Here is a 23,407-nt window from a genome sequence, read left to right on the forward strand (position 1 = left end):
CTTTTATTTCGAAGAAGGGGTTATTATTTTTTTAAAGGAGAGGTTACTATTGGAAAAAGGGTATGTGCAGGTGTATACTGGAAATGGAAAAGGAAAGACAACAGCGGCACTGGGACTAGCTTTTAGAGCTGCTGGTAGAGGCATGAAGGTAATAATGTTTCAGTTTTTAAAGGGAATGGATACCGGTGAACTTAAATCAGCGGAAGCGCTTAAACCGAATTTTGAAATACGCAGATTTGCCGAATCAAAAAAATTCACATGGAATCTTACGAAAGAAGAATTCGACGATTTAAAACAAAATGTAAAAGATGAATACAATCAGCTTGCTACTATACTAAAAAGCAAAGATTACGATATTGTTATTTTAGATGAGGTTATGGCAGCCATACATGGAGGCTTTCTTACGGTGGAAGAGGTAGAAAAACTTATTGAAGAAAAACCCGAAACCGTTGAATTAATTTTAACAGGAAGAGATGTACCGCGGGAGATTATTATGAAAGCCGACTTAGTTACTGAAATGAGGGAAATAAAGCATTACTTTAAAATAGGAGTGCCTGCCAGAGTCGGGATTGAAATGTAGATTGCAGTAATCACGAAAGGAAAAGCAAATAATTGGCGATTAACTATTTCAATAAACCTTCCCAAGATTAGATAATTAGTCCACAGTGTGGTAAAATATAATTATCATTGCTGGGAGGGTTTTTCTTGTTTATAATTCAATTAAGTTCCACTTATCATCACGCTAAAAGATATAGGCAAATAATGAATGTGTTAATTAAATACGGATTCGGATATATTGTTGAGAAAGCTGGTATAATCCTGCCTAGAGGAATTACGCGAGAAAATGTAGACCCAACCGGTAAAATGACAACAGCGCAAAAGGTTGTTATGATGCTCCAAGAATTAGGGCCTACCTTTGTAAAGTTGGGGCAGGTTTTAAGTACAAGGCCGGATTTGATTCCGGAGGATTATATAGAGGAACTTAAAAAACTGCAGGATAATGTAGCCCCTTTCAGCTTTAAAGAAGCAAAAAACCAAATAGAAGAGGATCTAGGGGATAATACCGACCATATTTTTTTATCCATAGAAGAAAAACCTTTAGCCGCCGCATCCATAGGACAAGTGCATCGTGCTGTTTTAAAGAATGGTCAGGAGGTTGTGGTTAAGGTCCGCAGACCGGGCATAGACAAAATAATAACTGCCGATTTAGAAATCATGCTTAATCTTGCGCGCCTGGCTGAAAAACATATACCGGAAGTACGAATATATGACCCAGTTGGTAAAATTGAGGAATTTGCTGATGCAATGCATAAGGAATTGGATTTTACCAGAGAAGGTTTTAATATAGATAAATTTAGGCAAAATTTCGAAGGGGACGAAACCATATATGTTCCCAAGGTCTTCTGGGAGGCTACTGCTCAGAAGGTATTAACTATAGAATATATCAAGGGATACAAGGTTACAGAGTTAGATGAAATAACCAATAATAACTTAGATAGGAAACAAATTGCAGTAAACGGTGCTAAAGCCATGATGAAACAGATATTTATACATGGTTTTTTTCATGCAGACCCGCACCCCGGCAATATTATAATAAGGCCTGACGGTAAAATCGTATTTATAGATTTTGGCATAGTTGGTCGTATTGATAAATATACAAAAAATAAACTTGCAGACCTTATCATAGGCATTATAAACAAGGATACCAAGAAAATTATAGGTGTGTTATTGGAGTTAAGCCAAGTTGAGCAAGAATTGAACATATCTGAAATTGAACTGGATGTAGAAGATTTATTGGATCGATATTATGGTAAAGACCTTAAAAATATTGACATGTCTAAACTCCTAAGCGAAGTCTTTACTATTGTAGCTAAGTATAAGATTATTTTACCTTCAAATTTTACCCTTTTATTAAAAAGCCTTATAACTATTGAAGGTGTCGGGCTTGAAATTGATCCGGATTTTAATATTTTTGAAACAGCTAAACCCTTTGTTAATAAGATGCTTCGCGAACGCTATAATCCTCAACATCTTTTGAAAACTGCGGTATCAACATTGCAAGAATTTAACAAATCAGTAGTGCTGATTCCAAAGCTTTTAAATGGTTTATATCAACGCACAAAAATTGATAGCATGAAAATAGATTTTGATACAAGAGGCACATCAAAAGTAATTTCGGAGTTGAATAAAATGGTTAATCGCCTGGTTTTTAGCCTTATTGTAGCATCTTTAATAATCGGTTCTTCCTTAATAATTCAAGCAGATGTTGAGCCGTTTCTTCTACACTATCCGCTTCTTGGTGTTGCAGGTTTTGTAACCGCTGGTTTACTGGGTGTTTGGCTGATAGCATCCATAATCCGAACCGGAAGAATGTAAAATACAAATGCATGTTTAATTCTATGATTTTGGGAGTGTGAAAAAGCATGAATAAATTATTGAGATTTTTTATGGTCATAGTGGCAGTTGTAGTTTTTTCTGTATTTGCTCTAAATGTTCAAGCCGATGTGGCGGAACCGGGATCTGAAAGTGATCCGCTTGTTACTAAAAGTTATGTTGATAAGGTTTTATCGAATTTAAAACAATATGTTGATTCAAAACCCGGTAGTTCGTCTGGTTGGGAGATAGTATATATGGAACAAGGTCAGAGCCTGATTGGAGATAAGGGAACAGAAATAATTTTAAGAAGCGGAATTGCTACTGTTGTGGATGAAGGTAATGGAGGCCTTGCCGATATAACCGAAGGAAAAGACATAATCAACGGAGAAAATGTGATGCAAAACCATTTACTAATTGTACCTCGGGATGATGGAAGGGGCGTAAAGGCCGAGAACAATAATGTGATATTACTTATTAAAGGGAGCTATACAATAATCAAATAAACTTTACTTTACTTTCGTATGATGATATACTTTTTTTAGCAAATTCCTCGGAGAGAGAGGCTTTTTTAATGGAAAGACTTACGGTGTTATTGGCTTTGATGGCTCTTGATGCCGGCGGAGCCGAAACTCATGTTGTTTCTCTTGCCAAACAACTGAAAAAACGAGGGGTCGAAGTTATTGTTGCTTCACATGGCGGGAAATTAACCAAAGTCCTAGAAACCAGTGACATTAAGCATTATACTTTACCACTTGACAGAAAATCGCCATTGAATTTAATATATTCTGTAAATGGTCTTGCGAATATTGTTAAAGAGCATGAAGTAAATGTAATTCATGCACATGCGCGCATTCCGGCATGGGTATCGCAATGGGTTAGTTTCATGACCGGTTGTCCTTACATAACTACTTCCCACGGAATTTATTCTACAGGCTGGGGAATGGGGCTTATTACCACATGGGGCCGAAAGGTTATTGCCGTTAGTGAGGATGTAAAGAAATATCTGATAAATGGTTTTAAGGTAAACCCAGATAAAATTTTCGTAATTCCCAACGGAATAGACCTTGAACAATTTAATCCTGGTGTCGACTCTTCTCAGGTTGAAAGACAATTAGGACTAAAGTATGAAGATTTAAAAATTGTATATGTCAGCCGTCTTATGGGTGCACGAGGAGAAATCGCTTTGAGGTTAATAGAAGCCCTTCCTCAGATAGAAAAAACTTTTCCAAAAGTTAAGCTAATAGTTGTAGGCGAGGGAGATAAATACGAGTCTATAGTTCGAATGGCAGCCGAATACAATTCAAAAACCTCTGAGAATAATGTGATTGTTACCGGTGCACGTCTGGATACACCTCTGATAATGAATATGGCAGATGTTGCAGTTGGTGTGGGTCGGGTAGCTTTAGAAGCGATGGCCATGGAAAAACCTGTGATAATAGCGGGTGAAGCAGGATTTATGGGGATTTTAAGTCCAGACAACTTTGAAATAGCAAAGAAGCATAATTTTAGCGGTAGAGGTTCGAATATGAGGACTGATGCAGACAATATAGCTAAATCCATAAAAGAGCTATTAGGTGATATTGAGCTGCGAAAGAAATTAGGGGCTTTTGGCAGGCAAAAAGTTGCAAAATATTTTTCTATTGAAACTATGACTGATGAAGTATTAAATGTATATCATCAGGTGATTGAGGAGGGTAAAAATGAGCTTAATAGATAACAAAGGCAGGATTTTCGGTTTAATAAATATCATAGACTTGTTGGTTATATTGTTGATTATTGCAATCGTAGGAAGGTTTGGCACTAAGGCTCATCAAAAGTCGGCGGGAGCAGTAACAAAGAATATCGAAGTGGTATTGCATGTAAAAGAGGTAAGAGATGCTACTGTAGATGTTGTTAAAGTTGGAGATATTGTAAAAGAAACAAAGACAAATGCGGTTTTAGGCAAAGTGACAAATATTGAAGTGAAACCCTCAGAGACATTAGTAGAAACTGCCGACGGTCGTGTGGTGGTATATCCTAATCCTGTATATAAAGATATGCTTATTACGCTGGTGGGGTCAGGTTCTGCCGGAGATAATGCCATAGTTCTCGGCAGCAATGAGATTCGCGTTGGCACATCTCTGCAGCTTAAAACCAATCTTTATTCGGTAACATCAACTGTAATGAGTATCAATATACAATAGTCGAAAACTACTTTAGCATCAATCGGTGAGTTGTTCCGGTGAGCATAAGGAGATTTATAATGGAAAATGTAACCATATGGATGCAAAACAGTTTATTTATTAATATAATTAAATTTTTTTTAAGACCTGCAGTCTATCAAGGCAGCTTTTTGTATAATGGTATTTGTGTTTTAAGTGACTTTATTTCAAAAACTTTTAAAGGGAGTTCTTTTAGAGCCTTTTTTACCAATAAAAGCTGGGAAAATAACGCAATAAAAGAAAGTAGATTTATGTCCACTGTTTTAAAACTTAATCAACCAATAAAAAAACTTTCGGACATTTTGAATAATATTATAGAAAACAGTTTTCCAGTTAAATCTGTGTCAAAAGCGGTCAAGCTTTTTATTCAAGTTCCGCTTGCAACGACAGCCCATATTTTATTGCCGTCGGCAGCTTCAGTTTTAATTCTAAGGGCTGTTTTTGAAGGCTATATGCCTAAAGCACTCATATATCATATAATTTTATTAATTATGTTGTTTTTTATATTATCGGTGAAAGTATCTTTAAGTTCGCTTTTATCCTCCAGTATAGCATACAAATCATGTAAATGGTTTTTAGATGGACAAGATTCTAACACTTTGCCTGTTAAGCATAGCCAAACAGGTGATTTATCGCGTCAAGATAAGTTGAATTTAGCGGTAATTGGAGTTTTAGCAGGTATTTTGTATTATTATCTCCATAAACTTACGTTTATTAAATTATGCGGTCTTATTTTAATGCCTGCACTCATATATTTATGGCCATGGTTGGGCCTGGCCTTGACTGCGCTAATATTACCACTGGCTCCTACCACATATAGTGTTGGTATTATAGGGTTAACTTTTTTATCTGTTTTACTAAAGAATGACAAGTTTAAAAAAAGTTTACCTGCAGCTATTATACCATCAATACTGTTTATGATATCTGCAGGCATTGCGGCAGCGTTTTCCGTTGCACGAGCTGAAAGTTTGAAAGCTCTTCCTCTTTATGTGGCATATTTTATGATATTTTATTGTTCTTCAGTTTTATTCCGCGATTCTAAGACAATAAAGACAGTGCTTGCTTTTTTGGTTATATCGGTTATGATGATTTCATTGCTAGGTATTTACCAGTATTTTTTTGTCAAAGTACCTACGGCTGAAGCTTGGGTGGATGTAAAACAGTTTCCGGAACTTGCAACTCGTGTATATGCAACTTTGGAAAATCCCAACGTACTGGGAGAGTATTTAGGCCTTGCAATACCGCTGCTTTTAGGCCTCTTTTGGGCATCCGGTAAATTCAGACAAAAATTTCTTTTAACTATAGTTTTGGGAATATCAACACTTTGTCTTGTCTTAACATTTTCCAGAGGCGCTTGGCTTGGCTTAGCTGTAGCTGTTTTGGCTTTTGCATTGATTAAAGAACCTAAACTTTTGATTTTATTGTTAATACTGGCTATTTTGGCCCCGATGTTTTTACCATCTGTTGTTACTAATCGTATTGCAAGCATCGGCAGCCTTGAGGACAGTTCTAATGCATACAGGATAACAATATGGATTGCAGCTTTGAGGATGATGAAGAACTACTGGTTAAATGGCGTAGGCTTGGGTTCAACAGCGTTTGCCAGGGTCTACAGAGATTATATGATAGCAGGAGCTTCAGCCATTCATGCACACAACTTATATCTTGAAGTAGGACTTGAGATGGGAATTTTGGGTCTTTTTGCACTGCTTTGGATGGCTTTTAGAGGGTTTTCGGAGGCGTTAATTTACGTAGAGAACAATTCTAAGATGTCATTCGTATTGGCAGGGATTTTCGCAGGCCTGGTTGGGCATTTGTTTCATGGGCTATTTGATTATGTATGGTACAGCCCGCGGATTGTCATGGCATTTTGGATGTATTTTGGAATGATGTCAGCCATAGCTTCCGGCAATCTTATCGATGATATGACAGGGGAGAAAGCAGCATGATAAAGGTTCTTCATGTACTTTCCGATACTAATATAGGAGGCGCCGGCAGATATCTTTTTAATCTTTTGTCAAGTCAAGATAGTAATCGCTTTGAGGTAGTTGTTGCTTGCCCGGGCGGCGGTGAACTCGAAAGGCAGTTAAAGGCGAAAGATATAAAGGTATATACATTGGAAGGCGGAGAAAGTTCTGCGAACTTGAGTCAGATAAAAAGCCTCAGGCAAATTATTTCCTGGGAAAAGGTAGATATTGTACATACACATGCAAGCTTTGCCGGCCGCATAGCCGGGAAAATTGCCGGCTGTAAAGTGGTGATGACTCGTCACGGCTTGGGCGGCGGTGGAGGCGGTTTTCTTAAAAGGACAACCACCAGACTGGTTTCGCGAATATTTACCGATCGCATTATTGCCATATCCCGTGCTGTAAAAATCAGCCTTATAGAGAGCGGAGTGCCGGCAGATATGATAACAATTATATATAATGGGATTGATTTATCACAATTTGGTAGAATTGAAGGGAGCCTACGTAAAGAGCTGGGCATTGCTCCTAATACGCCTATAATCGGTATGGTTGCTCGATTGGTACCTGAAAAGGGTTATGAATATGCAATCAATGCCTTTTATCATGTATTAAAGGTATATCCGTCAGCCCAACTTGTCATTGTGGGCGACGGACCGCTGGAAAAATCCTTGAAAAACCTGTGCACCCAATTAGGCATAGATGATCATGTGGTTTTTACGGGTTATAGGCAGAATGTCGAAAACATAATGGCTGATTTTGATGTTTTTGTACTTTCTTCCATAAGCGAAGGATTAGGTTTGGCCTTACTTGAGGCCATGGCACTGGGAAAACCTGCGGTAGCTACGGCAACAGGAGGAATACCTGAAGTTATAAAGCATAATGTAAATGGTTTTTTGGTACCTTCAGGAAGTGATAATTATTTAGCTGAGAGTATAATCAAGGCTATATCCGATAAGGAGTTAGCAAAAGCGCTCGGCACAGAGGCCCGAAAAACGGTTAATGAAAAATTTTCTTCAAAAGCTATGATTGAAAAAACTAATAAGGTTTACATGGAGATTCTCCAAAGAGTCTAATGTGCAAACTGAAAATCTTGTAAGATTACATCTGCTGTCCGAAAGCTTAAGTGCATTGCTAGTAGATGCTGGGAGTTCTCACAATTAGGGGGATTTATCTCTATGAAAAAAGGAGAAATATTGATGCGAAGAGTATTGGTTTCTGGTTATTACGGTTTTGGTAATGCCGGAGATGAAGCTATACTCATGGCTATTGTAAACTCACTAAAAAAACTGAAAAGTGATATTGAAATCACGGCTCTTTCTGCAGACCCTTTAAAGACCAGGGAATATTATGGCATAAATGCCGTACAGAGAACTAGCCCATTTGCCATAATAAGAGAAATATCCAGGGCTGACTTGGTGATTAGTGGAGGAGGAGGTCTTCTTCAAGATGTTACCAGCAATCGGTCGATTCCCTACTACCTTTTTATTTTATATTTGGCTAAAAAGCTGAATAAAAAAGTCATGTTTTATGCCAATGGAGTAGGCCCGGTCTTTAGGGAAATAAATAAGAGCATGATTAAACTTGTGGGAAACATGGTGGATCTCATAACAGTAAGAGATGAACAATCCCGGAAAGAGCTGGAAAATCTCGGCGTATCCAAGCCCCCTATTATAGTTACAGCAGATCCAGCATTTGTACTAGAGCCTATTGATGATAAAGCAGGATATGAATTGCTGAGAAAGCTGGATATCAGTTTTAATGAACAGCATCCTAAAATCGGTGTATCTGTAAGACCGTGGAATCTAAATAAAAGTCGTGATATAATAGCTAAAGCCTGCGATTACTTAGTAAAAAGTCATGACGCAGATATCATATTTTTACCAATGCAATATCCCAAGGATTACAATGAGTCCCTGGAGATAATTAAATTGATGAAGGAAAATGCCACAGTTGTTCCTGAATCCATTGGTCCCCGCGAAATACTGTGGCTGTGCGGAAAAATGGATCTCATATTTGGTATGCGACTTCATGCCTTAATTTTCGGGGCTATGATGCAGGTGCCGCTGGTAGGATTGGTATATGACCCGAAAGTGGAGCATTTTCTAAGCAGGATAGACCAACCATCGGCAGGCAAGCCAGGGGATTTAGATTTAGTTGCACTCTGCAATTTATTAGAGGAAGCTTTGGCTAATATACCGCAAAGTCAAAAACAACTCCAGGAGAAAAAAGAAGAGTTGACAGTTTTAGCCAATAAAAATGCAAAGTTGGCGATAAATCTGCTGGAGGAAGATAAATGAATGCTGAAGATAGAGAGCGTATAAATGTGCTCGATGTTTTGCTTGATTGTGTCGATTACGAAGATGCTTGCCACAGAGTAGCGGCATTTTTAAACTCTTATAGTAATAAAGTAATTGTTACCCCAAATGCAGAAATTATCATGGCCGCCCAAAAAGACCATGAATTAAAAGCTGTGCTTAATGCAGCTGATATTTGTCTTCCTGACGGCATAGGTGTGGTAATAGCTTCGAAAATTTTAGGTAAGCCTCTTGCCGAAAGGACTACAGGCTTTGACTTTATGATGAAAGTATTGGGTATGGCAGATAAGGAATCACTGAGGTTATTTTTGCTTGGCGGCAAACCAGGGATAGCTGAAAAAGCTGGAGAAAAAATAAAATCAATGTTTCAAAATATACAAATCGTTGGGTCATATCACGGATATTTCAATGAGGATGATACTCAGAAAGTAATTAGTATAATTAATAATTCAAAACCCGATATTTTATTGGTGGCGATGGGATGTCCCAGGCAGGAAATGTTCATGCTGCACAACAAAGATAAGCTGAAGTTTCGAGTAGCTATGGGTGTCGGGGGCAGTTTTGATGTGCTGTCTGGTAATGTGAACAGGGCCCCGGTATTTATGCAGAAGGCCGGTTTGGAGTGGCTGTACAGGCTTTTAACCCAACCGACACGAATAAAGAGAATAAGTGTTTTACCATTATTTTTATTAAAAGTGACGGCATGCAGGCTGACAAAAAATAAAGAAGTGAGTGTATGAAATATAAGGAACTGTTTTTGGAATACTTGCAAATAGTTTTAGGATCTTTTATTGGCGCATTAAGTCTTACAATGTTTCTTATTCCTAACAAAGTAGCCGCAGGCGGTGTCAGCGGTCTTGCGACAGTCTTATATTATCTTTTTAAGCTACCAGTAGGGTGGATAATGCTGCTGTTTAATATCCCACTTTTCTTATCAGGAATAATTTTCCTGGGCAAAAGTGTTGGTATAAAAACGCTAGTAGGCAGTCTCCTGTTTTCTGTTTTTACAGAGCTAACTGCTAATTTTCCTGTAGTAACTAGAGATTTGATGCTTTCTGCCGTATATGGAGGCATAATCTTGGGAATAGGCCTGGGCATTGTTTTTAGAGTAAGGGGCTCAACCGGCGGAACTGATTTGGCAGCTATGATTTTAAATCACTTTATACCGTCAATAAGTGTGGGACAGGGCATACTAATAATAGATTTTTTTGTTATAATCTTAAGCGGTATAGCCTTCAATTGGGAACTTGCCATGTATGCATGGATTGCTTTGTTTGTGAGCAGCAAAGTGATTGATTTAATTCAAGAAGGTTTTAACTATGCAAAAGCCGTATACATAATATCAAACGAAACAGAAGAAATATCACAAAAAATACTTACAGAAATGGAGCGAGGTCTCACTTTTATCAAAGCAGAAGGCGGATTTACCAGACAGGACAAAAATGTTTTACTTTGCGTGATAACCCGCTTAGAAGTATCTAAGCTAAAAAATATAGTTCATCAAACAGACCCCCGGGCTTTTGTAATTATCCATGATGTGCATGAAGTTTTAGGTGAAGGTTTTAGCTATAAAAATGATTAAAAAAAGATTATTTTCTAAGGAGTGATTTTCAAGATGAGTATATCTTGTGAAACTATCAATGAACTTAACTCTAAAGCGCGTATTATTCGCCGCCATATTGTCGAAATGATTGCTGAAGCGGGTTCGGGTCATCCCGGTGGGTCATTATCAAGCGCAGATATTGTTACTGCACTGTACTTTCATGTAATGAATGTAGACCCTCAAAATCCTCATTGGCCGGAAAGAGACAGGTTTGTCTTATCTAAAGGCCATGCGGCTCCGCTTCTATATGCAGTCCTAGCAGAAAAGGGATTTTTCCCCAAAGAAGAATTACTAACCCTCAGAAAGACAGGTTCCATGCTTCAAGGGCATCCTGACATGAAATCAACTCCGGGTCTGGATATGACTACAGGCTCTTTAGGCCAGGGTTTATCAGCCGCAAATGGTATGGCACTTGCGGCAAAATTGGATAACAAATCCTATAGGGTATATGTAGTAATGGGTGATGGCGAGCTTGAGGAAGGTCAGATTTGGGAAGCAGCCATGACTTCAGCGCATTACAAATTAGATAATTTGACGGCTTTTGTAGACAACAACGGTTTGCAAATAGATGGTCCAATTCAAAAAGTAATGTCACCGGAAAACATACAAGAGAAGTTTAAAGCTTTTGGTTGGAATGTAATCGATATAGACGGGCACGATATGAAGCAGATTCTTGAGGCTGTTGAGGAAGCTAAGACCGTAAAAAGCAGACCTACTGTCATAGTTGCGAAAACTGTAAAAGGTAAAGGTGTGCCTTTTATGGAAAATCAGGTAGGTTGGCACGGAAAAGCCCCATCTCTTGAACAGGTAAAAGAGGCTTTACAGTCTATATAAATATATTTGTGGAGGAGATATCAGATGACCAAGATTGCAACTCGAGAAGCCTATGGAGAGGCCTTGGCCGAAATAGGTGAAGAGATAAAAGATATTGTAGTTTTAGATGCTGACCTTTCGGGTTCTACTAAGACAGCTATTTTTGCGAAAAAATATCCTGAACGATTTTTTAATATTGGTATAGCAGAACAGGATTTAATGGGTACTGCAGCAGGGCTTGCAACTTGCGGCAAAATACCGTTTGCCAGCACTTTTGCAATATTTGCTACCGGAAGAGCATTTGAGCAGGTTAGAAATTCAATATGTTATCCAAAGCTAAATGTAAAAATTGCAGCGACACATGCCGGCCTAACTGTTGGTGAAGATGGAGCTACACATCAGTCTATTGAGGATTTAGCTCTTATGCGGACATTGCCGAATATGACAGTAATAAATCCGGCCGATGCTGTTGAAGCAAAAAAAGCTGTGAGAGCTGCGGCCGCTCATGAAGGTCCGGTTTATCTTCGCTTTGGCAGATTGGCAGTAGAAACTATATTCGAAGAGGATTCTGAGTTTGAAATAGGTAAGGGCAAAATCCTTAGAGAAGGTAATGATGTAGCCATAATAGCTACGGGAATAATGGTGGGAGAAGCTTTAAAGGCTGCAGAAATTCTTGAAAAAAGCGGCTTAAAAGCAATGGTGATAAATATTCATACATTAAAACCAATTGATGAAGAAATAATTTTAAAGGCTGCAGAATGTGGTGCGATTGTCACTGCTGAGGAACATACCATTATCGGTGGGCTGGGCAGTGCGGTAGCAGAAGTCCTAGCCGAGAAAAAGCCAACACCAATGAAAAGAATAGGAATAAAAGATAAATTCGGCCAGTCAGGCAAGCCTGAAGAATTGTTAAAACTGTATAACCTGACGGCAGAAGATATAGTAAAAGCCGCAAAAGAAATAAAAAGATAAAAACTGAAGGGGGGCTGTTGCAATAATGCAATGGCTCCTTTTTAAAAGGCAAAGCGGAAGCCACATTAATTTTTACAATAAAAATAAACGCCGCAGATTATTCTGCAGCGTTACTTGTCAATTTATCCCAATGATGAATTATACCATTGGTGTCAATATCCAAGCTAAAGCAAATGCACTGAATACACGGATTGCCAAACCTACAAGGGCTGCTTGCATGGCTTCGCCACCGGTAAGGTCAGAGCTTTGTGACCATACAGCAGGAATTTGAGCAAAAGGTATCTGCAAAGGCAGGCCTGATGCAGCAAGGATAAATGAACCTATGGCGAAACGTGTTGGCATAGTTCCGATTGTTTCGACCAGTGTATTCATTGCAAGTGTTGGTGCAACAAGGATTGATTGCATACCGGTTGCAGGGTCAATCGATAAAGCATTAAGGAATGCAGACATTGCTGATTCGATAGGTGCCCATATTCCCATATATTCAAGTAATCCTATTATGGCGAAAACTACAACGACAGCTGGTATTAGTAATAAGAACATTAATTCAGCACCTTCTCGAGCTCCATTCATTAGAGTGGTAAACAGAGGAGTGCTAGGTGTAAAGCTTGGCATTTCGCTGATATCTTTGTACTGAACGTCTCTGTAGAGGGTCTTGCTGAGAAGAAAGGGTATCACGATAACAGGAAGTAGTATTCCGATTATTACAATAGGAAATGCCCAAATTCCCTTTGATGCAAAAGCTACTAAGCCCAGCATAAAAGTTGAGAAGGATTGTTGTGATTGAAACATGGTAGCAACAGCTATTTTCTGTTCATCTTTTGTAGCTCCTGCTTTCTTTAATGCAGGTCCGGTTATTCTTCCTGATGCGTTTATATCTCCGAGTATGTTATAAATAGCGGGAACGATAATTAACGGGGTGATTTTCATAATCTTTGCAAGCGGGGTAAAAATACGCACTAAGGCATCGGTAAAACCGAGACGTTCCAAGATACGGCCGGTCATAACACTCAATATGATGGCAGTACCTAGGGTGCCTGTAAGATATACATTAACTACAGGTCCGACAGCTTTTTTCAACATTGCATCAAAACTACCGCCGATAATTTCTGGTTTAACAAAAAGAATAATAAGGGTAAGGGCAATAAGAGACATACCAACATACTCAATATTCGATATTGGACGAGCCTTACCTTTAGTTGCCTCATTTTCCTTAACAGCCATTAAAGAGACCTCCTTGTATAAATTTTTAGTAATTAGTAAAATTAATAATAGTGAGTAATATAATAATTAATACATTACTTTGCTTTGAAAATAATCACCTCCAGAAATTAATGATTTATCTATAAGCTTTAATTAACATCTATTAAACTCTATTAAACCATCTTTAATAACTGTGGTAATAGATTCGGTGTCTGTAAAGTCAAAAACAGGCAATCCTTTGGAAAGGATGATATCAGCTCTTTTGAGTTTTGCAATTGAACCTATCTCTGCTTCCAAGCCCATGATTTTAGCAGCATTTATAGTTATCATTTTTAGGCAGTCAGCCTTTGCAACACCATGCTTACTTAAATATTCAAAAGTGGGTTTACAGATTTTTAAAAAGTCTTTAGGCCCGACCATTTTTATATCATCTAAGCCAACAGCTTTTGCATGTACCGGCAAATATGAATCAGTGGCTATAGCTGTTGTTACCCCGGCGTTTAAGGCATTGTAGATATCCTCCGGTGTATTTGGAGAACTACTTGTTCCACCATGTGGTGTAGCAACAAGGAAAATATTCTTTCGAGCCATTTCGTCAAATTGACTGGCGTTGGCACCATGACCGTGGTGAACCACATCACCGCCCGCATCTATAAACAACTGGATATTGTCAGCACCTTCGATATGTGCCCCTATTTTTTTGCCCAGCGAGTGAAATATATTAACAATTTCGAAAATATCCTCACTATCAAAAATACGTTTTCCACCATTAGGCACAAGATGACAGGGCAGATTAGCTACTGTAGCGGTTATGAATATATTTTCTCCTGGGAATTCACTTTCAACTGCCAGCCTAGCATAGTGCTCGTTATCTAAATCATCAAGGGTCAAATTACCTCCCGGTCGCAGTGACGAAGTATAAGCCAATGGTTCAGTACCTAAACAGCACATCCCGGCAGCAAATTTAATATTTAAAACCGTATTCCGAGCTGCATCTTTTAGTACCTCTAAAGGAGCCGATAATAACGGGTGACCCAGGTGATGATCACCTATCGTGGTAATACCGCTTTTCAAACAATCGAGGTAATTTGATATAGCGGCTATTGTTTGGGATTTACCTCTGATGTGATGAACTCCTTCAGTGGCATATTCGCATAAATGAGTATGGCAATCTACCAGTCCCGGCATTACAACCAACCCAGTAGCATCTATTACTTCACAGGCATCAAGATTTTCAGCCGTTTCATTATCAACAATATCTGAAATAATTCCATTTTTAATCAATACAGATTTATATTGCTCATGGGGGGAATCCATAGTTAGTATGCGACCATTCTTAATAACTAAGTCCCACAATAGCATCACCCCAAAGAAATTTTATTTTTTGTCGTGTATAAGGTAGTTTTCAGTAATAAACTTGGCATAATCTTTAATCGTTGCAGAGCCAAAATCTTTAAGCGGAGTGGAACATATCCTCTCCCGGAAAATCACAATCTCAACATCTTCCGGCAAGTAATGTCTTAAAGCATATGCAAGAGGTAGTCCATTTTCAAAGACTTCCAAAGCATGGGAATTGCCGCAAATAAAGTTCAAGCCTAGTTCTTTAGCTTTATAGACTAAGTCACTGTCCATTTTGACACGGCTTATTGTAGCTAAGACAGTATCGATTTCAGGATGTTCACTCTTTGCTTTTTCTAGATGTTCAGCTGTAAATCCGGTATGTGGGAAAATATGCAAAATTGTATTTACCGGAGTGTCTTTTGTGCCCAACAATATTTCTCCCTGAACAGCAGTAGCGGAGTCTTTAATTTCACTGCAGTTAAAGTGGATTCTTTCTGTTCCCATTACTTGATGCTCTTTGTCCATGTCCATCATTTTGTTTAGACGATTTAAAATATCACCCAAGGTTTTTATTTCGTCTAATGTTTTACCGACATACATAATATTTCCAGGGATACCTCCATATCTTATATCCGTATAAAAAGGCTTATGGCCATGAATATAGGAAATGCCAGGATGTAAACCGTGAAAAGCTTCATGAAGTTCAAATACTGAAATATTATAAAGATCCAAATAGCAGCTTAGAGTTACCCCGCCTGAATTTGCCGCATCAGCAATGGGATGGTGAGCTACAATGACGTCTACTCCTGTTGCACCAGCAAGTTCAATATTTCCTTCGGTAAGTGTCATTGTTACGGCAACTTTTTTAATTTCTGCTTCAGGGTTTCCGTAAACAAGACCCGGAGTTTCCATTACTGCTTTTCCAGGAATATTTGATGACTTCATCACAACAAATGGGTTCTTAGCTGTAAATACATCGCCTAAATCCTTGACTACCCTCCCTCCTGTTATATTGTCCAGTACTTCGATTAGATCCTTTACCTTCATCTAGTGTTCCTCCTTTTTTAAATACAGATTAAAGTTCTGGCAAAATCCAAAATCTGCCGAAAAACTAAAGGTTTTGATTTTGTTTATAAATAGGATGTGTTCCAATATATTTATTTATTCCCTATTTATTCCCTCATCAGTGATGAGCTACACATATTATACTACGACATTTAAAACAAAAGTCCTTCCAATAATTCAATTTTATTGTAAAAATATAAAAAATTTCTACAGTGCATATCTTACAAAAACTCCAAACATTCAATTTATAAAATTGCTTAAATTGAATTTCAAACTTTTTCAGTGAAACTAAATAAATTCTGTAAGTTCTTTTTATAGATAGTTAACTTGGACAAAAATAGAGGCCGCCAAATAAATACCTCTCTAAAGGAAAATTACACTACCATTCTCGATATGAAAATAGCATAACAGTTCCCTTAAAGGTATTTATTTGACGGCCTCGAACTATCTTTTTAAGATCTTTCTTATCCAGTCAATTATAAAATTTTTCACAAAGTCCTATTTACAAGCTATCAAATAAATTTTAGTTTGTCAAGCGTTTTTTGAAAAAATTTTTTCAAAAAACTCTTCTACCGGCTCAACGGTAATTATTATCATACCGGCCAATTGATTTACAGGGTCGTAATCTTTTAATATTGTGCGTACCTTTAATTGAAATTTATCTTCAAAATATGTTTTAATTCTGATTTTAAATTCATTTAATAATGCCAGATCCATCAATCTAGCAGTAAATGCGTCTTTTTCATCTATATGCCTTAGTACAGAGATTCTTCGATTTAATGCTAAAATAATAATTTTATCTCCAATGATATCTATTTTCTGCCAATCTAAACCTCGGCCATACATTTCTTCATTTACTTGATTATTTATTTTAATAAGTTCTTGCTTAAAATCGCCAATATTCTTCAAAATTTCATCTCCTTTACATTATATTATAATAAAGTCTAATATAAGTATACACTTTGGCACACGAACTATATTCTACGAAATAATAAATTTTTCCTGCCTTATAAAAAAATAAATATTTGCATGGAAATGTAGCAACTAACAAGCCCTATGAATATCATGGAATGAAGTGGTAAATTTTTTAGAAGGGGGGCATGCTACAATGCAGGTAGCAATTGAACTGTATCTTCAAAGAGGTTTGAGCGTTATGGATAACAGTTTTATAAATTTAAAGCTTATGTACAATAGTAAAATAATTGAAGAAAGCTGTTCTGAGGATGTTTTTGAATTTTTCGGAATGATTCTTAGCGGAAAAAGACTAGCTGCTTTAGGAAGAAAAAGATATTATGACAGTAATTATTTAATGGGAAGAATTTTTGAGGCAGATCCGGCATCACCTATGAATTTTTTATTTATAGACCCGGAAGATGATATTAAACTCATTATAGAAACAAATATTTGGCTTGATCCGGGAATCATGGTTCAAGATGTTTTGCTAAAAATATTTTCCGACAAAAAAGAACTGAATATTCCTTTAAACAGACCTGATGTTAAAACAGATTGGTCAGGTCGGGGAACTTTTACGATTGATATAGGCGAGTTTATAAAAGAGCTGAATGCTGAAAGAGTAAAACTGTAAAAATATGCCCTGTTTAAAACAGGGCATATTTTATGCTAAAAAATAACTATGGATAATATAATGGCAAATTTACAATAATATTAGTGTATGAACAGGCAAATAATAGATATAGCTATTTTGCAAAAACTTTTTAATAAAATTGAAATACAGTTATGATATAAATTTACGATTATATAAATATATTAAGGAGAAATGCACATGAATATTGCTATATTATCTACCTATTTTCCTAGGGAGTGCGGAATAGCCTCTTTTTCAAAGGATCTTAGAAACAATCTCATGCTATGTGGTGAGCAAGTGTCAATTCTTGCCGTTAGTGACAAAAACGACTATTATAATTATCCGCCGGAAGTAGTTTTTGACTTAGAAGAGGATAATAGGGATCAGTATGTGATTGCAGCTGAATTTGTCAATACTGCAAATATAGATTTGGTCTTTGTAGAGCATGAATATGGTATTTTTGGCGGTAATGACGGTGCCTTTGTATTGGATTTTATCGAAAACTTGGAAAAACCATTTATCCTAAATACTCATACAGTTCTACCATCACCGGATTTTCATAAACGAAGGATACTATCAACATTGGGCCAAAAATCAATGGCTGTTATATGTATGACCCACCGCTCTTCAGAACTGCTGAACAAGGTATATAATATACCTCTCAATAAACTTTATATGGTCCATCATGGAGTGCCGATATTTGAAGAAAAATCTAGAGATGAAATTAAAAGAATATATGGGGTCGAGGATCATCCGCTAGTAGTTACTTTTGGTTTTTTAGGTCCAGGTAAAGGTATTGAATTGGGAATTAAAGCTATATCTTTCTTAAAAGAAAAATATCCCGATATTATTTATTTGGTAGCAGGAGAAACACACCCAAATCTAAGGAAAAAGATGGGAGAGGCTTACAGGGATTCTCTTGTCAATTTAATACAGGCCTTGGAAGTTGATAATAACATAAGATTTATCAATAAATATCTCAGCATTGAAGAACTAGGAGAAGTGCTCTATATGGCAGATGTTTATCTTACCCCTTATCCACATCGCAATCAGGCTGTAAGCGGAACTCTTTCCTATGCTGTAGGCTGTGGTAGGGCAATAGTGTCTACTCCATATGATTACGCTCTGGAAGTTCTTGCGGACGGTAGGGGCCTTATAGCCAATGATGCCAATCCGGAAGAATTGGCATCATTGATAGATAAAATCTTATCCGACCATCAATTAAAAGAGAATCTGGAAGAAAAGGCCAGTAAATTAGGTAAAACTATGACATGGCCTCAAGTAGGCAAAAGATATGTAAGTATAATAGAAAATATTATGCAGACAGAGGCTGAAAGGAAGGTTTTCTAAAGTGTATAGGCATTTTAAACGCATGACCGATTCAACGGGGATTATTCAATTTTCCGATATATCAAATCCTTTAATTGAAAGCGGTTATACGGTAGATGATAATGCTCGGGCACTGATTGTTGCAATAGGAATGGAGGAATTGGAGCGCGAAAAACTTATAAAAACTTTTATAAGTTTTTTACAAGAAGCTCAAATGCCAGACGGCACATGGCAAAATTTAAAAGTTCATGATAAATATTATACATTGATTAATTCAGAGGATAGTGTAGGCCGAGGTATACTTGCAGCAAGTTTTGCAGCGGACTGCGATATACCTGAAACAAAGGATACTGCCTGTAAGATGTTAAAAAAGGTGCTGCCAAAGGCTATAGATACCAATTCTCCACGGGCCATGTCTTATACATTGTTAGGTATGGTGAAACTTATAGATTCATTAGAAAGGATAAGCCTCTTGCCATATGCAAAGCATATTGCATATAAACTTATAAAACTTTACGATGCCAATCGCTGTAAAGATTGGCATTGGTTTGAGGACAGACTTACGTACTGCAATGCATTGCTGCCCCATGCATTATTTGGCTTTTATGTAGTGAGTAAAGATGTAAAGGCTTTAAAAGTAGCTAAGATTACACTGAATTTTCTTACAGATTCTTTATTTAAGAAAGGATATCTTAATATTGTTGGTAATCAGGGGTGGTGGATTAAAAAAAGCCAAATACCGCCTTATGACCAGCAACCGGTAGATGCGGCGTCTATAGCTCTTGCTTGCCTACAGGCGTTTGTAGTTACGGGTGAAAGAGAATATATAGAAATGGCTCAACTAGCATATGATTGGTACTGGGGAAAAAATCTCAATAACCTTCCCTTATACAATGAGGAAACACAAGGCTGTCATGATGCTCTTGTTCCACATGGAGTTAATTTAAATCAAGGTGCAGAAGCTGTAATCTCATTTTTGATGGCACACCAAGTTTTACAGAACATTAAAGAAAAAAAACAAAGGATATTAATTCCGGCGGTATAGGAGGGGCTTGGTTGGGGCATATTGAAATGCTTTTTAAAGAAACCATTGACCATGCAAAAGCAGAACTTAAATCAGAAAAAGATATTGACATTATAATAGGTGTCCCTTTTCATGACGAAAAAAATGCCTTAGAAAATATTATAACAGTTGCCAAGAACAGTTTAAAGGCAAAAGGCCGAAAGCTGATTGTTTGTGTCGGTGGTCCAACAGATGTCGAAACGATAAAAAATATAAAAGAAAGATTTGGAAACGAAATAGTAGGTTTTTCACTGCCGTCGGGTGTCGATGGCCGAGGCTTTGGTATAAGAGCCATTTTGGAAATTGCTCGTCTTTTTAAGTCAGATGTGATACTTCTGGAAACAGACTTAAAAAGCAAAGGAGAGCAAGGATTAAAACCCGATTGGGTAGACTGTCTGGCAGCTCCTATCTTTGGAGATTATGATATGTCAGTTGCCTGTTTTAGACGATATCCGTTTGAAAATATCATTGACAAGATATTAGTTTTGCCGCTTATTACAGCTCTTTATAAAACTAAATTTAGTGATCCTCTCAGCGGAGTTGTCGCTATTACGCACGATCTTGTTGAAGAGTTCTGCTCTGAATTCGATCAAAGTAGAGAATATCTAGGCGGCTATGGTATCAACCCATGGCTTATTACAACTGCCTTGAAATGGGGTAAAAGGATATGTGAGGTAAATTTCGGGGCAAAAATTTCCTCAATACCCCCTGATAAAAGATATATTTCTGAAAAAGAAATGCTTAAAGCACTGTTTGAATGCATAATACGGGACGAGGATATTTGGTTGGAAGATTTTAAAATTATTAAAACCCCTGATATGTACAGCAGTGAATTTAAGGATGTACCGCTAAAAATTGTTTATAACCATGAGGAGCTTTTAGATTCCTTTATTAAAGGAACTTGTCATTACAATAATCTATTGCAAAAAACATTAAGCAAAGAAGTGCTTAGTCATATTGAATTTATGACAAAATCGAAAGACAATGTAATTTACTCACCAGAAATCTGGTCACGAGCAGTTTATGAGTTTATAGTTGCTTATAATTTTAATTCAGAAATATTGCAGGAAGACCTATTGGAAACCATGATAGCTATATGTAAAGGAATGCTCGCAGCGCTGATACTAGAAATCATGAACGCAAACGAAGGTTTAAGTGATTTGAATGTGGATGTCGACACTGTTGTTTTAGCTCAAACTGAAACAATTTATAAAAATACCGTAAATGCTTTCATGAGTAATAAATCTCAATTTTCGGAGAATTGGCGTCGAAAATTAGATGAAACCAGTCCAGTGCTTACTCCACTGGATTATCTTGAGTTTATTCCAGGGGTTCCAATTGTGTTGCCTAAAAAACTTATAGGAAAGAATCGTTGCGAAGCGACTACCAGTAAAGTTTTTAAAAGACTTCAAAAAAAGTATAATAATGCTTTTATATCCTTTCTAGAGACTTTAAACATCCATAATAATGCTTCTTCTGAAGACATTTACCGGTGTTTAACCGAATTCATGGCAGATTTGGAAAACACTATCGATGGCTTATGCCCGGGGAATTTATACAGCTTAGAAGGTACCAATGATGTAGTAAAAAGCATATTTGATATTATTCCACATAGCAAAGTTATAGCAGTAAAATGGGAAATACTGCGGAAATTATTATATGAATATCCTCCGGGAAATTTAATTTTAAGAATGGGCTTTAGAAACTTGAGAGAACTCCTTGACAATATGAATGAACGAAAGATTCTTACATTGGCTTCGTTTACTGAGGACAAGGATTATTTTGATCGTATATTTTACTGGCTTAAGGACAATTTAAGACCCGATAGTTTTGAAGAAGTAGAAATACTTCCAATAGTGGTAAATCGTAATGATTTTCACGGTTCTAGTGAACTTCGAGAAATATCTGATTTAAATCGTTTGACAGCATATATACCTGTTATGAACTTAGGCAAAGGCATGGGTGGCAACTATCCTAAGTTGTGGTATTTTACACGCATAGCAAAAAGTATAGTTGAGGCTGAGCATTTTTCCGACCTATGGAAGACCTATACAAGGGAACGGAAGGAAGTAGGTAGAAAATTTGTTAATTCTATTCTAGGTCATTATGGAAAGGCTGTATTTTCCGCACATCATATTTTTGAAAACTGGCACCATAGGGTGTTGGTTTCAAAATTACAAGTAATTGCGGATAATCTTCGACAGAAAAATAATGAAACAGATGCAAAAAATATCGATACTATGGTCAAAGGGTATGGCCTCAGCATGGTATTAAACGATGGAACGTTTATACCGTGTTCGGCATGGACTTGGGCCAGTTTCAGCTTTAAAGGCGGAGATGGCATACCTACACCGCTTTTCCTACATGTGGAAAGGGATTGGTTCAATCACGATTTGCTTGAAGAAATCTATAAGGAAATGGGATATAATCCTGAAGAAATCTTGCAACAAGTATTTCAATATATAAGTCAAGGCCGCGAAAGCATAGATTTAGCAAAGGTGTTATTGGGAGTAAAACCACATCGGGAACAAGTAATAATTCAAGAATTGGATTATTGGCCTAAGGCAGAGATTTTAAAGCGTTATAGCGAAGTGCCGATACTTAAGCCTATAAATGAGCACTGGTGGGAAAATCGTTTTGTGCTCAATACGGCGTCGCTAAGGATAAAAGATAAGGTATACCTGCTATATAGAGCATTTGGCGAAGATGAGATTTCGCGAATTGGTCTTGCTATTTCTGATGGTTATAGAATAATTGAAAGATTAAAAGACCCTATATTTTCTCCGGAGATGGAAGAAGAGAAAAAAGGTTGCGAAGACCCAAGGACCGTCATAATTGGTGATGAAATTTTCATGCTTTATACCGCATATGATGGTGTGGTAGCTCAAATAGCAGCAGCATCAATTACCATAGAGGATTTTCTCAACAGAAAATATAATTGCTGGAAAAGAAGAGGGCTGGCTTTTCCGGGCCTATGGGATAAGGATGCCATATTGTTTCCTGAAAAAATCAATGGTAAGTATGTCATATATCATCGTATTGAACCAAGCATATGGATTGCATATTCAGATAAGCTGTCTTTTCCATGGCCTCGTGACGGTCATAAGATAATAATGGGACCGCGCTCTGGTATGATGTGGGACTCTCTAAAAATAGGAGCTGGTGCACAACCTATAAAAACACGTTATGGTTGGCTGCTCATATATCACGGGGTGGATAAGGACATGGTGTATCGGTTAGGAGTGATGTTGGCTGACCTAAAAGATCCCGGCCGACTTCTATACAGGTCGCCCAACCCCACACTATCTCCTGAAACCGAGTGCGAGGTGGGAGAAAAAGATAAGTGTTGGGTGCCGAACGTGGTATTTACTTGTGGTGCCGTTGCAGCCGAAGATAAAGAAATTCTTGATGTAGATGATGAAATTTTAGTATATTACGGCGCCTCCGATACCTATATTTGTCTTGCCACAGGTACTGTCGGCGACATGATTCCCGCACAAGTAAGAGAAAGAATAGATAATCGCAGGTGAATATTAATCCCCACCTCTTTTATTGATGCTATATAGTGGAGGTG

At 37.4% G+C, this 23,407-nt stretch carries 20 protein-coding genes; 16 read left to right on the plus strand and 4 right to left on the minus strand.

Going from position 1 to position 23,407, the window contains the following annotated elements:
• The first annotated feature begins 49 nt into the window (after positions 1-49).
• The 12 genes from cobO (at position 50) to BUC45_RS03370 (ending at position 12,247) form a co-directional block, all read left to right on the plus strand.
• The gene (cobO, locus tag BUC45_RS03315) at positions 50-580 is read left to right on the plus strand and encodes a cob(I)yrinic acid a,c-diamide adenosyltransferase (RefSeq protein WP_296970315.1); all 531 of its coding nucleotides are present in this window, start codon (positions 50-52) and stop codon (positions 578-580) included.
• 125 nt (positions 581-705) lie between these two features.
• Positions 706-2,376 (plus strand): 2-polyprenylphenol 6-hydroxylase, encoded by a 1,671-nt coding sequence (gene ubiB / locus BUC45_RS03320; RefSeq protein ID WP_296970317.1) that lies wholly within the window; start codon positions 706-708, stop codon positions 2,374-2,376.
• A 47-nt stretch (positions 2,377-2,423) separates the two neighbouring features.
• A complete protein-coding gene (locus BUC45_RS03325) occupies positions 2,424-2,879 on the plus strand; it encodes a hypothetical protein (RefSeq protein WP_296970319.1) in 456 nt (151 codons plus the stop codon).
• 68 nt (positions 2,880-2,947) lie between these two features.
• Positions 2,948-4,093, plus strand: coding sequence for a glycosyltransferase family 4 protein (locus BUC45_RS03330; protein WP_296970321.1), 1,146 nt, complete (start codon positions 2,948-2,950; stop codon positions 4,091-4,093).
• The gene (locus tag BUC45_RS03335; RefSeq protein ID WP_296970322.1) at positions 4,077-4,559 is read left to right on the plus strand and encodes a DUF4330 domain-containing protein; all 483 of its coding nucleotides are present in this window, start codon (positions 4,077-4,079) and stop codon (positions 4,557-4,559) included. Before BUC45_RS03330 ends, BUC45_RS03335 begins: the two co-directional genes overlap by 17 nt.
• Positions 4,560-4,828: 269 nt before the next feature.
• Positions 4,829-6,526, plus strand: a complete 1,698-nt coding sequence (locus BUC45_RS03340; RefSeq protein WP_296970325.1) for an O-antigen ligase family protein — start codon at positions 4,829-4,831, stop codon at positions 6,524-6,526.
• Entirely contained in the window at positions 6,523-7,617 is a 1,095-nt protein-coding gene (locus tag BUC45_RS03345; protein WP_296970326.1) for a glycosyltransferase family 4 protein, read from the plus strand. The genes BUC45_RS03340 and BUC45_RS03345 overlap by 4 nt, the downstream gene beginning before the upstream one ends.
• Positions 7,618-7,719: 102 nt before the next feature.
• The gene (gene csaB, locus BUC45_RS03350; RefSeq protein WP_296970328.1) at positions 7,720-8,841 is read left to right on the plus strand and encodes a polysaccharide pyruvyl transferase CsaB; all 1,122 of its coding nucleotides are present in this window, start codon (positions 7,720-7,722) and stop codon (positions 8,839-8,841) included.
• A complete protein-coding gene (locus BUC45_RS03355; RefSeq protein ID WP_296970330.1) occupies positions 8,838-9,599 on the plus strand; it encodes a WecB/TagA/CpsF family glycosyltransferase in 762 nt (253 codons plus the stop codon). Before csaB ends, BUC45_RS03355 begins: the two co-directional genes overlap by 4 nt.
• Positions 9,596-10,441, plus strand: coding sequence for a YitT family protein (locus BUC45_RS03360; protein ID WP_296970332.1), 846 nt, complete (start codon positions 9,596-9,598; stop codon positions 10,439-10,441). The genes BUC45_RS03355 and BUC45_RS03360 overlap by 4 nt, the downstream gene beginning before the upstream one ends.
• A gap of 33 nt (positions 10,442-10,474) precedes the next feature.
• Positions 10,475-11,296, plus strand: coding sequence for a transketolase (locus BUC45_RS03365; protein ID WP_296970334.1), 822 nt, complete (start codon positions 10,475-10,477; stop codon positions 11,294-11,296).
• Between the two features lie 24 nt (positions 11,297-11,320).
• A complete protein-coding gene (locus BUC45_RS03370) occupies positions 11,321-12,247 on the plus strand; it encodes a transketolase family protein (protein ID WP_296970335.1) in 927 nt (308 codons plus the stop codon).
• 138 nt (positions 12,248-12,385) lie between these two features.
• On the opposite strand, the gene BUC45_RS03375 is transcribed toward BUC45_RS03370, so the two are convergent.
• The 4 genes from BUC45_RS03375 to BUC45_RS03390 all read right to left on the minus strand — a co-directional run bounded on the left by BUC45_RS03375 (position 12,386) and on the right by BUC45_RS03390 (position 16,765).
• Positions 12,386-13,471 carry a hypothetical protein gene (locus BUC45_RS03375; RefSeq protein ID WP_296970337.1) on the minus strand — a complete coding sequence of 362 codons (1,086 nt, stop codon included), beginning with the start codon at positions 13,469-13,471 and terminating at the stop codon, positions 12,386-12,388.
• 132 nt (positions 13,472-13,603) lie between these two features.
• Complete coding sequence (locus BUC45_RS03380; protein ID WP_296970369.1) at positions 13,604-14,812, minus strand: amidohydrolase family protein; 1,209 nt, start codon at positions 14,810-14,812, stop codon at positions 13,604-13,606.
• A 15-nt stretch (positions 14,813-14,827) separates the two neighbouring features.
• On the minus strand, positions 14,828-15,838 hold the full coding sequence (locus BUC45_RS03385) for a Nif3-like dinuclear metal center hexameric protein (RefSeq protein WP_296970339.1): 1,011 nt from the start codon (positions 15,836-15,838) through the stop codon (positions 14,828-14,830).
• 549 nt (positions 15,839-16,387) lie between these two features.
• Positions 16,388-16,765 carry a Na-translocating system protein MpsC family protein gene (locus tag BUC45_RS03390; protein WP_296970340.1) on the minus strand — a complete coding sequence of 126 codons (378 nt, stop codon included), beginning with the start codon at positions 16,763-16,765 and terminating at the stop codon, positions 16,388-16,390.
• Positions 16,766-16,964: 199 nt separating this feature from the next.
• Between BUC45_RS03390 and BUC45_RS03395 the strand changes: the two genes are divergently transcribed.
• The 4 genes from BUC45_RS03395 (at position 16,965) to BUC45_RS03410 (ending at position 23,363) form a co-directional block, all read left to right on the plus strand.
• Complete coding sequence (locus tag BUC45_RS03395) at positions 16,965-17,441, plus strand: hypothetical protein (RefSeq protein WP_296970342.1); 477 nt, start codon at positions 16,965-16,967, stop codon at positions 17,439-17,441.
• Between the two features lie 198 nt (positions 17,442-17,639).
• The gene (locus BUC45_RS03400; protein ID WP_296970344.1) at positions 17,640-18,791 is read left to right on the plus strand and encodes a glycosyltransferase family 4 protein; all 1,152 of its coding nucleotides are present in this window, start codon (positions 17,640-17,642) and stop codon (positions 18,789-18,791) included.
• A gap of 22 nt (positions 18,792-18,813) precedes the next feature.
• Positions 18,814-19,815 (plus strand): hypothetical protein, encoded by a 1,002-nt coding sequence (locus BUC45_RS03405; protein ID WP_296970346.1) that lies wholly within the window; start codon positions 18,814-18,816, stop codon positions 19,813-19,815.
• 11 nt (positions 19,816-19,826) lie between these two features.
• Entirely contained in the window at positions 19,827-23,363 is a 3,537-nt protein-coding gene (locus tag BUC45_RS03410) for a glycosidase (RefSeq protein ID WP_296970347.1), read from the plus strand.
• The last annotated feature ends 44 nt before the right edge of the window (positions 23,364-23,407 follow it).

Origin of the sequence: Tepidanaerobacter sp. EBM-38 (genome assembly GCA_001896545.1) — a bacterium.
Classification (GTDB): domain Bacteria; phylum Bacillota; class Thermosediminibacteria; order Thermosediminibacterales; family Tepidanaerobacteraceae; genus Tepidanaerobacter.